This is a genomic window from Nostoc sp. NOS(2021) (assembly GCF_017115025.1).
Classification (GTDB): Bacteria; Cyanobacteriota; Cyanobacteriia; order Cyanobacteriales; family Nostocaceae; genus Nostoc.
Genome location: NZ_JABXKM010000301.1, coordinates 5908 through 23006 on the forward strand (window position 1 = coordinate 5908; position 17099 = coordinate 23006).

Genomic DNA, 17099 nt, shown 5'->3' on the forward strand with positions numbered 1-17099 from the left:
CGTCCTCAGATTCATCTTCATCCTCGTCCTCAGATTCATCTTCATCCTCGTCCTCAGATTCATCTTCATCCCCGTCCTCAGATTCATCTTCATCCCCGTCCTCAGATTCATCTTCATCCTCGTCCTCAGATTCATCTTCATCCTCGTCCTCGGATGCATCTTCATCCTCGTCCTGTGCAAACCGTAGTTGACTAACAGCCCGAGAGACAACCATATCAAAGAAGGAGCCTTCATCGCACCATACATCCTGACTTAAGTCAAGGTCAGTTACACTTTTAATAGTCCAGCAATCACCGTTTAACTCAGAATTGGTAATGTAATCGTAGGGAATATAACAGTAGCCTTTGTCTCCCCAATTTGGCCCCCAAGAGTTACGAACCAAAAACATGCGGTCTTGATCAGAATATCCCACACACAGCATTGCGTGTCCGCCACAAAGTTTCTCGGTGCTTGAATTTGGTATTGGTACTCGTCCAGTATCTTTAGATTGCTCAAAGGAACTGAAAAGCTGCAAACCAAAGGCAAAGGGATAACCTTCCGCTAAACAGTGGCGCATTGCGTACAAATCCAAGTCAATTCGTTCAGCCTCATCGATCAAGAAGCTTTCTGCTTCCTCATAAGCTTGTTCGTGGGGTTTTTCAAACACCTTATTTTGACTATAAGGCCAAGTTTTCTCTATACAAGCACCGTATCTTCGCAGTACCTTAATACAGGTGCGTAAATAAGTTCCTTCGTCCTGCTCAACGGTTCCATCAGACAATCTGGCATTGTAATAAATAAACAAGCGACTCACACACTCTGCCGAGCCAAATTGACGCATTGCCAGATACTCGTAAGCTCCCGCCATCGCGTTCGCTGTACAACTGTTCAATTCTCCCTGCTGTTCCACTTTTGTCATGTGGGGACGTAAATCGACCATTGGCGGTAACTGTTGTGGTTGATAACGTCCAGCACTGTATTTTTTATCTCTTCGATCAATAGGATCTGGTCGATAACCGCCGACTTTTAACTGTTTGCCTCTGGAATCGCGGAAGAACGAGGCTGTACGAAGCACATCGGAAATTGACATATAATAATATCCCTTAGAACTACACACGGTAGAAGCGCTGTGTTGACTCAGACAGTTTCCGGGGGCGAGACTTTACCTGAAGATAAGCTGCTTTTATCTCAATACCGTTTAGATAAGATCATTTGCACCACCAATGACCTAATAAGAGACGTTGCAATGCTACGTCTCTACTTGTTAGCCCACGGAACTGTTTTCAATTTATACAATTAGCGCCAAGACTTGTTTCAATATAGCTTTTATTACCAACAAAGCCTCATTTATCAGTAATTACACTGAATAATGAGGCTTCTTGGAGTTTTTCATAAAAAATACTACTGGACTGTGTGATGCCCTGATGATAGGTGCAAAGTGTATTAAAAAACACAACAGCAGTCAAAAGTATTGACGGTTGAGTTTCGGCTAACTAGCGTAGTGCCCTGAGGGTAACAGACCGTTGTAACTGAGCTAAAGCACGGTTGTAATTCAAAATTGCTGTTACCCGATTACCTTCAGCTATTGTGAGGTCGTTTTCAGAGTTAATGACATCAGTTTGAGTGCCTACACCAGCTTGGAATCGCAAACGCGCTAAACGTAGAGCTTCCCTAGCTTGTTCTAAAGCAGTATTAGCGGTTTGAACATTGGTCAAATTAGATTGCTGGGTAGAATAGGCTTGTTCTACCTGAAAGCGAATTTGGTTGCGCTGTTCAGCAAATTGAGTTTCTGCGATCGCAATATTAGCTGTTGCTTGAGCTGCCTGTGCTCTTGCTGCTCCCCCATCATACAAATTCAGGCTTGCCCTAACTCCGACTGCATAACCATCAGTCACGCTGACACTATCATTGAACTGATCTAGTAGGCTGTAGCTGGCTACCAAACTAACTTGAGGGCCTAAAGCTGAAAGTGCTTGCCGTCGCTGTTGTTCGCTAATGTTACGTTGCGCCAATTGCTGTTGCAATTCCGAACGGTTTTGAAAAGCCAACAAAATAGTTTGTTCTAATGTTGGGTTCCAAAGACCAGCTAATTGTACAGGATCGGCTGCACTGATATTTATCGTCTGCGCCAAACTGATCCGAGTTGCTAATTGACGACGGGCAATTGCCTGTTGGGATCTAGCATTAGTCAAATCTTGTTGGGCATTTGCTAAATTCACCTGCGATCGCAACACATCAAACCGCGTACCAACCCCAGCCCGCTCTAAAGCTTCGGCATCACGCAAACTAGCTTCGGAGTTCTGCACAGCCGACTGAGCAATACGTACTTGTTCATCTGCTTGTTGCAGATTGTAGTAGTCAGTGGCAACATTCAGACGGATTGTCTCAAACTGAGTTTCTACAGCCAGCTCATCGGAGCGCTCCTGTTCCTCAGCCTGTCTGATAGTAGCTTGCCGATTCCCAGAAGTATAAAGGTTATATGTCAGTTGTGCAGATCCGTTGAAACCTGTACTAGGTGCGCCTGTGTTAGAGACTAAACCTTGCTGTCTGTATAATTCGTCCTGAAGTTGGGCAGCAGCAGACTGACTGCGAGTAATATCAGCACTAACACCAAGAGTGGGAAGCAAAGCAGCTTGTGCCTGGCGTACAGCAGCGCGACTGCGTTCTAGCTGCAATATCGACACCTGTAGATCGTGATTGTTACGCCGTGCTAGCTCCAGAGCCTGTGCCAAAGTAATCGGCTGATTTCCCTGAAGTCTCACTTCCTCCGGTTTGGTGGGAAATAGCAGGGGATTTGAGCTAGGAGTCAGGTTACCGGGAATTTGTAACGAATCTGACGGCGCAGGAATTACGCTTCCTGGCACAATCTGAGGTTGCACCGAACCTGTTGGTGCAGGAGTCACGGTTCCCGGCACAATCTGAGGTTGCACCGAACCTGCCGGAGTCTGAGTATTACTCTGAGCTACACGTTCCCCAGGCGCATTTTGTTGTAAGCAGGTGCTTGAGGCCAGTAGCAAATCAGCCGAGGAATCAGTTTTGCTTTTCTCCAACTCCTGTGGACACCTCTGCGCTGACAACAGTTTTGCTGCTCCTGCCCCTGTGGCTGAAGCTTGTAAAAATGTCTGCAACTGATTAACAGTATTTATCTGTTGAACCACTGGCTGCTGTAAAGAAGACAGGGACAAAATTTCTTTTTGGACAGAAGGAGGTTTTGAAGTGTAGTTAGGAACTACCACGCTCTTTAATTTCTGACCATTCGAGTCGGAATTACTGTTTTTTTGGTCGCTTTGAGCAGAAAGACTGACATCAAGCTGTTGGGAAGGATTAGAGGTAGGTGTGAAACTGAAAAATCTACCTTCATCTTTCTTAAGTACTTGTTTTATTGGCACAACAGTATTTTCAGCCGTGAACACTGGAATACTGTTATTACTTAAAGCCTTCACACTAAGTTTAGTAAAACCAAAAGCAGGTACTAGGGTTGGAACACTAACATCTGCTCCGGGCAGTTGCGTATTGCTGATGTCTACAACCAAGTCTTGACCAGAATTAGAAGTCAAAACACTAGGAGAAGACGCCAGTTGTACCCCTGTTACTTTCACAGTACCAGCCCAAGCAGGCTGAGTTGTTAAGACCGCTGCTGTCAAACCAGGTAAGAAGCCATAAAATAATTGCTGTCCTTTCACCGCATCCCCTCACACGAAAATCAATCTAGCGGCAGAAAACCTTTCTTCACCACAGAATATAGCACGATACTAAATTTAGGAAAGAATATACTACGATACTAAATTCAGGGTTCGGAACTCTGTTTGTCTTCAAAACGTCTAACAATGCGAGAAAGTTCCGCCTTTTCATCGATACTAACGCGAGTAGGAGCACCGCTGATAATCCGTTCGTAGTTTCGGAAAGAATCTTTAATATCGGGACCGTCAGCAGTGATATTATACTCACGAATGCCCTTATCATGCCAAGAGCCTCTCATTTTGAATACGTTAATTGCTCGCGACATTTCTCCACGAATTTCTACGTATTGTAACATCAGAATTGTATCGGTAATCGTGGAAATATGGGAGTCAGTAATCGAATGCGCTCCCAGAAATTGCTCAGTTGTGTTGGTAAAGAAACCAGTAATTTCTTCTTGTTTAGCATAACCCGTCACACCAATTACAAACTGCCGAAATGCATTATTGCTAACTCCTCTAGCTAGTGCTGATAGGGAATCAATGGCGATGCGAGCTGGTTTGAAGACAGCAATTTCTGATTTAATAATTTGTAAGTGGTCTTCTAAACCAGTTGATTCAGGATAGGTACAGATTATTTTGAGTAAACCTTGATGTTCTAATTCTTCAAAATCAATTCCCCAAGAGGAAGCATTACGAGATAGTTGGGCGCGTGATTCTTCATAAGCAAATAATATTGCCTGTTCTCCATTCAGACAGGCTTCTTGAATAAACTTACTGACTAACAAGGTTTTGCCAGTACCTGTGGCTCCTGTTGCCAAAATAATTGAATCTTTAAAGAAACCACCACCGCACATTTCATCTAAGGTTTTCACACCAGAAGATACTCTGACATTAGAAGACCGTTGAGTTAAGCGCATTGCTCCCAGTGGGAAGATGTTAACTCCTTCATTAGTAATCGTGAAGGGATACTCGCCTTTCATATGAGTTGTGCCGCGCAACTTCAGAATTTCAATTGTGCGGCGGCGGCGTTCTCCTTCTAAAACGTTACGAACAATTACGACATTATCGGAAACAAATTCTTCCACTCCGAAAGAGGCAACGGGCCCATATTCTTCATTACGTTCAGTGGTAATGACTGTGGTGACACTTAGTAGTTTGAGACGTGCTACCAGGCGAAAAATCTCGCGTCGCACTACTCCCATCGCTTCATACTGCTGAAATACTGCTGTTATTGAGTCGATTGAAACTCGTTTAGCTTTGTATTTGCGGATGGCATATTGCAAGCGCTCAATGAGTGCAGAAAGGTCAAAGTTCCCAATGATATCTTGACCTTCGGGATCGGGAGATGCATCAAGAATAAACAACTTGCCTTCTTCGATTAGGCGTGGCAAGTTCCAACCAAAAATATGGGCATTTTTAATAATATCACTGGGTGATTCTTCAAAGGTAACAAATACTCCTGCTTCATCAAAGTAGGTGATACCGTTATAGAGAAACTGAAGAGAGAATAAAGTTTTGCCTGTGCCGGATGTGCCGCTAATCAAGGTAGTTCTACCAATTGGGAAACCACCATGACTAATATCGTCAAATCCTTCGATCATCGTCCGAATTTTTTCTACACCCCTAATTATCGGTGGTTGCTTTGGTTTTCCTTGCTCGTTTTCACTCATTGCTTGATAACAAAAGGGATATTATTAAACCAGGTATTTTTATTACTAAAGTTTGTACTCAATTTTTTTTATGATTAAAATTTTACTCTTCAAAATCTTCTTCACTCAGTTCTTCATAGAGCAAATCTAATCCAATCAATACTCTTTCTCTATCTGAAAGATCCCCGATAATTTTGCGAACGGGTGGAGGCAAAATTTTAGATAATGTCGGCGTCGCCAATATTTTATCTTCTTCCGCCAGTTGTGGGCTTTTCAGTACATCGATCACTTTTAAAGCATAAACACCTTCAAACTCCTGTTCTAAAATATCTTTGAGTGTTTTTAATGCCCGGACTGAATTAGGGGTGTTCCCTGCTACGTAAAGCTTGAGAACGTAGTTTTTTCTGGCTTTAATCATATACTTAATAGCTAGTCATGATCAGAGAAATACAATATTTGTTCGCGCATTGGCAGCCACTTACAGCGGTAGCTTGTTCCAAGTTGAACATCGATAAATTTAATTTATTTAGAAATCGAACTCCTATAGACTTCGCACAGATGAGCCAAGATATCTATCAAAGTTAGGCGGTAATCAAGTAAGGTTTCATTGCTTCTTCCTTCTAATTTTAGCTGGTGAGAAAATTCTTCAATTATCTCCATGTGAATTTCGATGATTTGGGGCACAGGAATATTAGCATAAAATATAGCATTGATAAATTTATCAATTTTATCTTTGAGTGTTTTGTCTGTGGTAAAATAATTTATAAGAATCAGGCAGTAATCTGATTTAAGCTGTCTTAATAATCCTTGCCTTTCTGCTGGAGTCATCTCCTGGAAATGCTGTTGGCTTTTTTGCGTCTGACTGGCAAATACATAGACGTATTTGCCAGTGTATGCCTTACTTGGATTTGGTTGCAGCCAATTTGGTAAATAGTTGATTTTTCCAGAGGTAGTTGCAGCAACTCTTAGGTAGCAAAATTGGGCAATAATCGCGTCAATGAATTTCCACACCCACCTGCTCAAACCTTTTTGGTTGGCTAAGTCAACTGGATTATCTAAACATTTGTTAACATCAGGTTGCAGAATCAATATCGGTAATAACATCTATTCTTGAATCTATCTCCTTGATCGCCCTAACCAAGAAACGTGGGCTGATAAGTTTGGCTAACGCTTCTAGGGTAATATTGGGTTTGCAGTAAATTGGTGATTCCACCCCAAAATAACGCTCTGTGTTAACAGATAGTGCTAGCCACTCAATAACCCAGTGCAGCAACTGAGTGGTAGAACTTAGTAGGTATTTGATGATCAGGTATCTGCCGGCATAGCAAGACACAGTAGCTAATTTATTATTTGCATATCTTCTATGTATGTATATAAATAGATAGATTTTTTTATTTTACTCATTGATAAGATACTTAAACGAACTTAAAGGATTGTCGCATTCTAAATCATTATAATTCCTCAAGGTTCTAAAGCGAATCTTTGGGGCCATAATTGTTTTAGCTGTCGCTATCGATGAGGAGTTTAAATACCAGTAAGACACTGGGGAGGCTAGTTGGTAGAAATGAGAAACGTCGCCTCTTGGAAAAATGCACTCGGACGCAAGCAAGTGTCCGTGATGGGAAATCCCGTTGTTTTAATGGCGTTGAAATAACCAGAGTTGCTTATATGAGTCTTCTTAGAGGATATGGCTTCAGGCGAAAAAACCATCAACTGGCAGATGGAAATGCCGGAGGTTTCCACAGGAAGAATGACCCCCAAAGCCCTATGTTAATGCTAGATTACCCGCTTTATAACTTTCAGGCAACCGTACCTAGCTGCCCTCAAACAAGTTCTCTGGCAGTGGTGTTGGAGATTTTTGAGCAGGAGCAGTGCGATCGCTTGGTAGTAGTGAATCAACAGCAATGCCCTATAGGATTGCTGTATTCTGCCCGTTTAATCCCAAAATTATTAGCACATAGTGACGATAAAAATCTAAATTTACACGAATCACTCTCTACCTGGGGTCAAGGTCTAATTGAGCCAATACAGACAATATCAGCTTCTGAGCGTGTAGAGCAATTAAGCTTGCACTTGTGTTATCCCCAAGGCGAAAAACACTCCTCCTTAGATTGGGCGCTGATTGATTCTGATGGTCAATATTTGGGACTGCTGGATAGTTCACGTCTGTTGCGATCGCTGGCTAAGGAACGCATGGCTGGGTTACAAAGTTCAGGTGAGCATCGCCATGAGTATGATGCTGGGCCAAATGAACCCAAGTCATTGGGACACCAGCCATTGGTACACTTGCTGGAAAGACTGCCTTGGCCTTTGATGTTGCAAACGGGTAATGGCGAGGTGGTAGCACGAAATCCCGCCTGGTGGCAGCAATTAGGAGGCTTGAAAGATCCAGAAGGAGTTAGGGAACAGGTGGAGGCAATACTTGTCCCTAAACCCTCCGAAAAACCAGAATATGTCACCCAACGAGCAATCAAGGTTCATCCCAATGGTAGCGAGAATGAGCATGGTGGTGAACAAGAACCGACTCAGCAAAAAGCATCTGAAGAGGCTGTATACAGTCGGTGCTATTTAGATAGTCAGGTGGGTACTTGTACCTGCGTTGTCGAAGTGCAAAATGGTCAGGAGCAAATCTGGCAGTTTGCCAAAATTCCCTTAGATAGTCCTGAGTTTAAAGTCATGAGTGCTGAAGAGGAGGTTGTACTCAGCAATGATTTGTGGTTAGTTTTAGCTACTGATGTAACTGAGCAGCAACAGCTTTGCAAAGAATTGGCTGCAAAAAATGCCGATTTAATTCAACTAAATCGGTTGAAAGATGAATTTTTAGCTTGTATTAGTCATGAACTCAAAACTCCCCTAACTGCCGTTCTGGGATTATCACGCTTGCTCGTGGATCAGCAGTTAGGAGAACTCAACGAGCGTCAAGCCCGTTATGCGGGACTGATTCATCAAAGTGGACGTCACCTGATGAGTGTGGTTAATGACATTTTGGATTTGACCCGCATGGAGACGGGACAAATGGATTTGACGCTGACTCCGGTGAAAATTCGGGCTGTGTGCGATCGCGCCCTATCGGAGGCTAAAGCTATCCACACTCAAACTACCAAAGCTACACCTGCCTCGCCAACTCAAAATGCCCGTTCATCTGCTCCCGAATTCTGCCTTTCTATTGAACTAGGTTTAGATCAGATGGTGGCAGATGAGTTGCGCTTACGCCAGATGCTAGTACACCTACTTTCCAACGCCTTTAAATTCACCGAAATATCTGGCGAAATTGGGCTGCGGGTGAATCGTTGGGAAGGGTGGATTGCCTTTACGATTTGGGATACAGGCATTGGCATTCCTGAACACCAGCAACACTTAATCTTTCAAAAATTCCAACAACTAGAAAATCCCCTTACCCGCCAATTTGAAGGCACTGGTTTGGGGCTGGTATTAACTCGCGCCTTGGCTCGTCTCCACGGAGGAGATGTCAGCTTTTTATCTCGTGAAGGAAAAGGTAGCCAGTTTACACTACTTCTGCCGCCCAGTCCCCCGAATACAGGCTTTTCTGAACCAGATATGGGAATCAGAGAAGAGGAAGAAACACGACACCAACAGACACGGCAAAACCCCACAGTCGCTCGTCAGCATGTTATTAGCCCCACACAGCATTATCCCGCTAGTTCGCAGCGGTTGGTCTTGGTAGTCGAGGCAGTAGCCAGATATATTGAAGACTTGACCGAACAACTCAAAAGTTTAGGATATCGGGTAGTGATTGCGCGATCGGGGACAGAAGCAGTCGAAAAAGCTCGGCGCTTGCAACCAATAGCGATATTTTTGAATCCGTTGCTACCCCTACTATCAGGTTGGGATGTGCTGACTTTACTGAAATCTGACACCGCAACCCGTCATATATCTGTAATTGTGACCGCGACGGGAGCCGAAAAGGAGCAAGCATTTGCTAACCGAGCCGATGGTTTCTTAAGTTTGCCAGTAGAGCATCAGGTCTTAGCACCAGTTCTAGAAAAATTATGTACTGCACAAGCAGTTTTGCCGCTAGGGTTAGACAACAGCACAATTATCCCAACTAAAACCCCACTGCGAATTCTCAGGTTGGTGAATCCCCAGTTGGAATCGGTTAATCCCCACCCCTCACTTCGAGAACACCGGGTAATTGAAGTAGATGACCTAGATCAGGCAGAACTTTTGGCGCGGGTATGGCAGTTTGATGTCATTTTGCTAGATGTCGAAAGTACCACTGCCCAAATTTATCTGCAACAACTAATTGGGCACCCACGTTTGGCGGCTATACCACTGGTTACTTGCGATGTTGCAACTACCCTAATAGCTTCTAAAATAGCAGAGTTATCTGTATTTCCTTACTTAACACCATTTGCTAAAGACAACAGCAGTCGCACCGAGAAAACAGATGCCTTACTATCAGTACTGCAAATTGCTTCTGGTATTTGCTGCCCTGCCAACATCTTGGTAGTGGATTTGACAATGCTGCGTGATTTTCCCCAAGTAAGACGCAAACAAGCTAAAGGTTATCAGACTGAAAAAAATTGCTCAATTACTAGTGAAACTGCTGAACGGGGGTCTGAGTGGTTCCAAGCTTTAATTCAGTATCTACAAACAGCAGGCTTCAAAGCGGCGATGAGTCCCTGTTGGGCAGAAGTGTTACAACAAATTCGCCACCAAAGCGTTGACTTACTGCTAATTTGTTTAGGAGAATCTGCTATCCACAAAGACCTGTTAAAAGCACTGAAAACATTGGGAGATTCGCCTGAAAAATTACCACCAATTTTGGTACTGAATCAGCGATTAAATCGTTCAGAAACCAGTTTCCAGCCTGGGGTAGCTTACAAGGAAATTGACAAGCAAAAAAAGAATGGTTTGGAATCGATAGAAACTGTTGTTGATGCGATCGCTACTCAAATATTACCGCGATCGATATCAATGGAAGACCTGTTAAACCAGATCAATCAAGCTTTAGCTGTCAACGGTTACAATGACAAATGTTAATAGGGTCATTAGTCATTGGTCATTAGTTATTCTCAAAGGACAAATCACTAATGACTAATGACAATTTATGATATATCTATTTTTTCATTTTTCTTTTTCTTAAAAGGAACTCGAACCAAGTTATAAGCACCCTTGGTCGATAAATTCTTGTACTCATCTGGCTGTAAGTCCATTTGTAAAAACTTTTTCTGTTCAGCCAACAGCAGCACTGAAGGAGGTTTTATTCCTTTGGCAGCCTGGTTTTTAATATGCTCTACAGCCTCTTGGGGAAATCCTAAATAATTTACGTGAATGTGGCTGTAAAATACCACACTAGGCTTTTTGAAGCCAAGCATGATCAATTCTTCATCTGGTTGTTTTGCTTCTAGGATGACCGCAGACAACTCCCTTAAGGGTAATTGACGTTCTCGATCAATAAAAAACGAAGCAGGCGTTAAAACAAAAATTAAAAACGCCACAAACCCTACTAAGTTAATACTGATAATGTAGTTCCAGCGGCGACTCAGTAAGAAACCCGCAACCAAAACAGCACAAACCAGCCAAATTAAACCCGCTTTTACTGGTATACCAGATTTTTGAATTAGTTCGTGGAAGTTACTTATAGCTGGATCAGTACCTAATATGTGGGTTATGTTAAACAGTGCTGTTGCCAAAAATGATAAAAACACTACATTCACCCAACCACTCCAGAGGACTGGGGGTGGGATGGAAGAAGACGCAGGAAGGGGAAGACGCGGTGAACTAGTGTTGCCCTGTCCCCATGTCTCCATGTCCTCTTGATTTTCGGTGTCCTTGCGTTCCCCTGTCTCTGTGTTTGGTAAAAGGTCGCTCCACAACAGGGCTACCAGGATCGCCGCTGCTGGCATTAAAGGCAAGACGTAACTAGGGAGTTTGGTAACAGCAATGGTGAAAAAGCCAAAGATGATAGCAAACCAGAACCAGGCGAATAAACCAAACTGCTGAAAACGTTCAAGGGATCGCCAGTGCGATCGCTGCCAAAACTTTAGTCTGATGATAGAGGCTGGTAAATACACTGAGTATGGCGCAAAACCCACTAGCACCACTAAAAAGTAAAAATACCAAGGTGCTGAGTGGCCATTAACTACTTCTGTAAAGCGTTCCAGGTTGTGATAACCAAAAAAGGTGTTAATGTAATTCCAGCCATTGCGCCAAATTACTAAAGCATACCAGGGCACTGACAAACCGATAATTATCAGTATACCTACGAGTAGGCGCATTTCCCGGAACACCTCCCGCGCTTTCCCCACGTAAAGCAAAAAGGCGGCAACAATTAGCCCTGGCAAGACAATTCCCACTGGCCCTTTAGTCAAAATTGCGCCCGCAATCAGCACATAAAAAGCTAAATACCACTTATTGGGGAATAGGGCATGGGGCATTGGGGATTGGGGAGCCAGCGCCGTGGGCGGGTTTCCCGACTTGAGGCGACTGGCGTCATTGGTTATTAATTCTGCTCCGCTGCTCCCTTCCTTCCCTGCGTACCCTAGAAAGAAACATAACAAAGCTGATGCCATACATCCGGTGAGCAGCATATCAGAGACACCGGTTCTCGCCCAAATAATAGTTTCGGCATTGAGTGCCATGAGCGCTGCTGCTATAAAAGATATTAAGTAGCGGCGAGTAGGACGTGAAACTTGCTCTAATTCATCTTGTTTAGCCAAATACCAATGTATGGTGTAAAAAGCTAAACAAATTAAGCCTAAGGCTGCGATCGCTGAAGGAAGGCGTACTGCCCACTCATTCACCCCAATAATTGCATAAGCGATCGCCTGACACCAGTAAATTAAAGCAGGTTTATCGAAACGAGTCTCACCATCGAAAAATGGGGTTATCCAATCACCTGTGACTAACATTTGGCGAGAAGCTTCGGCAAACAGTGGCTCTGTCTCATCAACCAAGCCAGTGTTGCCCAAATTCCACCCAAAAGCTATCCAGCCAATCACCATTAACCACAAAATCGACACAGTTACACCAAGGGCTGGATTCTTTTCTATTTTGTTGAACCACTGATCAACAGTGCGCTTAACACTCAATTTCATTGTCATTTAGTCAATAGTCAACAATCACTAATCAATAGTCGTTGGTTATCTATCTTTTGTTCTTCAGAGTTTTAAATTCAACAATTTTCCTCTACTCAGTACTCTACACCTTATCAACTGTAGGGTAGGGATTTGACATCCTCACCGGGCTGAAGCCACGGTGATTCCAAAGATCACTCTTTGGGTTTCCTCTTTCCGCGACTCGGCTTACATTGGGGAGTTTCCCCACCAATGCAGAGGTCGATGTCTCCAGAGGCGTTAAGTGTTCCCGTGTGCCCCACGGTACGAAGTCCAAGCTCAAGTATGTTCCGAGCAGCATTCCAATCTCTGTCCAGCACAAACCCGCAATGATGACATTCGTGAACTCTTGTACTCAAAGACTTTTTGACGACTTCCCCACAGTTAGAACAATTGGCACTGGTGTAGTGAGGTGGAACGGCAACCGTCGCTACACCAAACACCTCGCCGAAATATTCCAACCAATCTCTAAAAACCGACCATGCAGCGTCAGAAATAGACTTAGACAGTTTTCTATTCTTGACCATGTTCCGTACCATCAAATCCTCATAGGCAACCAAGTCGCTAGACTGGATAACGCATCTTGCCAACTTCACGGCAAAATCTTTACGCTGCCTACTTACTTTGAGGTGCTTTCTACTCAAGCGGTTACGATGCTTGATTCTATTTTTAGAACCCTTTTGAGAATGGAAGAGTTTACGCCCAAGACGCTTGAGGGACTTTTCAGACTTTCTGAGATGTCGGGGATTCTCAACTGTCTTTCCGTCAGAATCGGTGTAGAAGTGAGTCAAACCAACGTCCAACCCGATGGTTTGACCCGTTGGCTCTCGCAATTCTTTTCGGTCAACGTCAAGACAAAACTGAGCGTAATAACCGTCAGCGCGACGAACAACCCGAACTCGTTTAATCTGATTCAACTGATAAAAATGCAAGTCGCGGGTTGCCCACAGATTAAAACTTCCCGACTTAAAACCATCGGTAAATGTAATAGTCCGTCTATCCTCCGACAGCTTATAGCCTGTGGTTTTGTATTCCACAGAAGCGTGCGTTTGATGCTTCTTAAAGCGTGGGAAACCTGTCTTGGAAAATCGCTCCACTTGGGGAAACCCCAAGACCGCGTTTTCCGCTTTTTTGGCTATATTCTTTTTACAGTTATCAAAAAACCGAGCAATAGCCGACCAAGCCCGTTCGGCAGATGCTTGTCGTGCCATCGAGTTGAGATTGTTAGCGAAGGGAAATTCTTTCTTCAGAACAGCGCAATAAGCACTCAGTTCATACTTTCCAACCCCTTTGTTATCCATCCAGTATCGGAGGCAAGAATTACGAATAAAACGAGCAGTGCGAATGGCTTCATCAAGCTTTTCGTACTGTTCAATACTACCCTTAAGTTTTGCTTCAAATACCAGCATAATTACGCCTTTGCATCTAGCGTAATATATCACAAAGTCGCCCTAGAAGGGCGAGGCTTTAAACCCATTTTTCCGGTAAAAATAAAAATTTGAGCAAACGGTAAATAATGTCCACCCTACAAAAATTGCTTCCGTACTCAGCACTCAGGGACTGACAAATAAAAAAATACTCAACTACTTCTTGTGGGGTGGGCGACACAAGGGCCCGTAGCCAAAGGCGCTCATGTTGCCCACCCCAGAAGTAGTAGTAATTTATTTGTTGTCAGTCCCTTAGCACTACTGGTCTGTCAAATTCATTTTGACGGTTAGAGAGACGCGATAAATCGCCGTCTCTACTCTTAATTTATCCATCAATTATTTATTGACAGACTACTACTTATTGACTCAGCACTAGTTGCCATTCTCTGTTTTGGGAATTCCACTTAGGTAATTGAGTTTCGCCGACAACATAGGGGCCCCAGTAACGACGAGAACCATCTTCTGCAAAAGCAACTAAAATATCTCCCTTCTCCAGCTTTAAATTATTCTGAGGTAGGGATAGAATCAGTCCCTTATCACTACCCTCTTGGGGAGCAAAATCCCAATGTGCCGGTACATCATAGTTAGTTTGTTTAGTACCAGAGCCTTTTGCTACCGACTGTCGCGCCAGTAAAGCCAGCCGCACAGGCTGATTTGTTTGATTGCTCACCCGCAAAGTCCCTTGATCCTTGACTTTGCTAGCTGATTTATCACGATCTGCCAAGACAGGATGAGTATTGTCTTTACTGCTATGTTCTACTTGATTGGTTGGGGTAGTTGCTGGAGTAGATAGACTAGCGGAAATACCTTTTTCAGGTGAAACAGGTGTAGATGAAGTTTTTTCCAACTGGGTAGTTTCAGTTGGCAGTTGTGAAGATGTATCTGGGTTTGTGGACTCAAAGGATACGCTCACTCCAAAGCACCCCAGCAGAGCAACAAGCAGTCCCAAGCAACAAGCTGTAACACCGACGTTACGATACACTGAAGATTTCATATTGATAGTTATTAGAAATAAATATTTTGTCTAGGCTTGACCAAATAGTAGCCTATTATCCTAAAAGGCAATCATAGAAAGTAGCTTAATATAGACTTTCCTTAAATTAGGGGCACGAATGTATTATAAGTATCATTTTGAGTAGAAAACATGTGGAGGAAATTATTTCCTTGATGTTTAATAAACAAGGGGTACAGACACCCATTGCTTCGGATCTTGACCGTAGGCTTGGATAAAAACAAGAAAATTATATACCCAGCCAGCCAATTCATTTGGATAAAAAATATTTGATTTTTGAAATACACGTAGAGTGCGTTAGCAAAGTGTAACGCACCTTCCGAATCTTTTGATGCCGTACTCTCGGCGATAACACACCCTACGTGTATTTAAATTTTTTCCAAAGTCAAATCGGATTGCTATAGCAATCCTAAATTGTTTTTGAAAAAACCTCAGTAGTCTTGTAGGGTGTGTTAGCTGAAAGTACGGCACCATTCCAAGCTTGCGGTGCCGTACTCTCGGCGCTAACACAACGCCAGTTGCTACAACGGATAGCGGAGCGTAAAGCCTTCTCTTCGAGAGGCTTCGCCAACGGCATAGCTTCGCTTAGAGCGAGTAATCGAGCGTCGGGAACCTCCGCAACGCACTGCCTCTCCTACGTATATTTCAAAAATCAAATACTAGTCCTATCTATCTATAATATTAACAAACAAGCTTAGGCTAAAACCATTATCCTGTTTAACATATTTTAAGATATCTTGACTTTTCCCCAGAAGTCTATCTGATGCAAAACACTCGTCTGAATAACTTGTTGGATGCCATTGCTACACGCTTGAGGCAATGGTTTTTAAATCCTTGGCGGCGACTATCGTTGCTAATAATTAGTTTTTTGTTCGGTTTTTTTCTGGGAAACGCAGTTTCCACTACAGCTGGTCAACGGGCAGAATTAGATATTGTGGCAGCTGGTTTTTTAGTACTGTTGACGGAAATTACCAGCAGGATATTTTACAGTCAGAGCTTTTTTGCCAAGCGATCGCTCTTGGTAGAATCACTAAATCTGCTCAAAGTTGGTTTCATCTATAGCCTGTTTCTCGAAGCCTTTAAGCTGGGATCGTAGGGAGATGGGGAATTGATGAATTTGTGGCTGGGTGAAATTTTGGCAACGGATGTGGTAGGGGAAACTTGGCAGCACCAAGCCAGAGAAGCAGCGCTGGCAGATCGGTTAAGGGCTAAAGCTTTTGGGATTACGCCGGAAAATGTCGATGAAGTGATAGAAAGGCGATCGCATTTACTAAAATCTGTCCTCCCAGCTTTTAACCAATTCTGCCAAACTACTCTCCAAGTACAACCCCAGGAAATGTTACAGGTGTTGTGGGACTTGTGGCTTCCTTTGGCGATCAAACTAGCATCGGGGCGCCAACAGTTGGAACGCCCGCTAATTCAGGGAATATTGGGAGGACAAGGCACCGGTAAAACCACAATGTCTAAGGTTCTCAGCTTGATTCTCGCTCAGTTGGGATACCGGACTCTGAGTTTATCTTTGGATGACTTATATAAAACTTATAGCGATCGCTTGGTTTTAACACAGCAAGATCCCCGCTTGATTTGGCGCGGCCCACCAGGAACCCACGATGTAGATTTAGGCTTAAATGTACTAGATCAAATCCGTCAGATGCAAAGTCCTGTTATGGTTCCCCGCTTTGATAAATCTGCCTATGAAGGCGCTGGCGATCGCACGACTCCAGAAATGGTTACAGGTGTAGATATTGTACTATTTGAAGGTTGGTTTGTGGGTGTGCGGCCAATCGACCCAGATGTATTTGATACTGCACCGCCGCCAATTCTCACAAATGAGGATAGAGCATTTGCTCGTGATATTAATCATCGCCTTCACGATTATTTACCATTGTGGGAGCGATTAGACAGCTTAATTTTGCTATATCCCACCGATTACCGTTGTTCTTTGGAGTGGCGCAAACAGGCGGAACAGCAGATGATTGCTGCGGGTAAATCTGGGATGAACAATGCAGAGATAGAGCAATTTGTCAATTATTTTTGGCGATCGCTTCACCCGGAATTATTCATCAAGCCGTTGGTAAAAAATGTAACAGTGGTTGCTCTAGTGATTGAGATTCATCCTGATCATAGTTTTGGTGAAGTTTTAAAAGTATTGGGCGAATAGAATTCGCTACTACACAAACGAAGTCCACCGACCTGGACTAAGAAAAAATCAAGGGTTTTTAACCCAATACGCTTGGGTTAAGGCTAAAACTCTTTTGTCAAAGTCAATTTAA

The 17099-nt window shown here is 43.4% G+C and carries 12 protein-coding genes; 3 read left to right on the top strand and 9 right to left on the bottom strand.

The genetic code is table 11. The features are described from left to right. From HWQ41_RS29275 to HWQ41_RS29300, 6 genes are all read right to left on the bottom strand, one after another. On the bottom strand, nt 1-1069 hold a 1069-nt coding region (locus HWQ41_RS29275), incomplete at its 3' end, for a C1 family peptidase (protein WP_292770844.1). A gap of 403 nt (nt 1070-1472) precedes the next feature. Beyond that, complete coding sequence (locus HWQ41_RS29280) at nt 1473-3662, bottom strand: TolC family protein (RefSeq protein ID WP_292770846.1); 2190 nt, start codon at nt 3660-3662, stop codon at nt 1473-1475. A gap of 104 nt (nt 3663-3766) precedes the next feature. Further along, on the bottom strand, nt 3767-5329 hold the full coding sequence (gene kaiC / locus HWQ41_RS29285) for a circadian clock protein KaiC (RefSeq protein ID WP_292770848.1): 1563 nt from the start codon (nt 5327-5329) through the stop codon (nt 3767-3769). An 82-nt stretch (nt 5330-5411) separates the two neighbouring features. Then, complete coding sequence (kaiB, locus tag HWQ41_RS29290; RefSeq protein ID WP_292770850.1) at nt 5412-5726, bottom strand: circadian clock protein KaiB; 315 nt, start codon at nt 5724-5726, stop codon at nt 5412-5414. Nucleotides 5727-5830: 104 nt separating this feature from the next. Then, nucleotides 5831-6412: a KaiA family protein gene (locus tag HWQ41_RS29295; protein ID WP_292770852.1), complete on the bottom strand. Its 582-nt coding sequence runs from the start codon at nt 6410-6412 to the stop codon at nt 5831-5833. After that, complete coding sequence (locus tag HWQ41_RS29300) at nt 6381-6641, bottom strand: hypothetical protein (RefSeq protein ID WP_292770853.1); 261 nt, start codon at nt 6639-6641, stop codon at nt 6381-6383. The genes HWQ41_RS29295 and HWQ41_RS29300 overlap by 32 nt, the downstream gene beginning before the upstream one ends. 434 nt (nt 6642-7075) lie before the next feature. Here HWQ41_RS29300 and HWQ41_RS29305 point away from each other — a divergent pair, with 434 nt between their 5' ends. Continuing rightward, on the top strand, nt 7076-10312 hold the full coding sequence (locus tag HWQ41_RS29305; RefSeq protein ID WP_292770901.1) for an ATP-binding protein: 3237 nt from the start codon (nt 7076-7078) through the stop codon (nt 10310-10312). Between the two features lie 65 nt (nt 10313-10377). Here the strand turns inward: HWQ41_RS29305 and HWQ41_RS29310 are convergent, their stop codons facing one another. The 3 genes from HWQ41_RS29310 to HWQ41_RS29320 all read right to left on the bottom strand — a co-directional run bounded on the left by HWQ41_RS29310 (nt 10378) and on the right by HWQ41_RS29320 (nt 14808). Then, nucleotides 10378-12375, bottom strand: a complete 1998-nt coding sequence (locus HWQ41_RS29310) for a glycosyltransferase family 39 protein (RefSeq protein ID WP_292770855.1) — start codon at nt 12373-12375, stop codon at nt 10378-10380. A 167-nt stretch (nt 12376-12542) separates the two neighbouring features. Then, on the bottom strand, nt 12543-13796 hold the full coding sequence (locus tag HWQ41_RS29315; RefSeq protein ID WP_292770857.1) for a transposase: 1254 nt from the start codon (nt 13794-13796) through the stop codon (nt 12543-12545). 376 nt (nt 13797-14172) lie between these two features. Further along, nucleotides 14173-14808, bottom strand: coding sequence for a hypothetical protein (locus tag HWQ41_RS29320; RefSeq protein WP_292770859.1), 636 nt, complete (start codon nt 14806-14808; stop codon nt 14173-14175). A gap of 781 nt (nt 14809-15589) precedes the next feature. On the opposite strand from HWQ41_RS29320, the gene HWQ41_RS29325 reads away from it, so the two are divergent. Both HWQ41_RS29325 and HWQ41_RS29330 read left to right on the top strand, forming a co-directional pair. After that, nucleotides 15590-15922: a DUF565 domain-containing protein gene (locus HWQ41_RS29325; RefSeq protein WP_292770861.1), complete on the top strand. Its 333-nt coding sequence runs from the start codon at nt 15590-15592 to the stop codon at nt 15920-15922. 15 nt (nt 15923-15937) lie between these two features. Then, entirely contained in the window at nt 15938-16987 is a 1050-nt protein-coding gene (locus HWQ41_RS29330) for a glycerate kinase (protein ID WP_292770863.1), read from the top strand. The last annotated feature ends 112 nt before the right edge of the window (nt 16988-17099 follow it).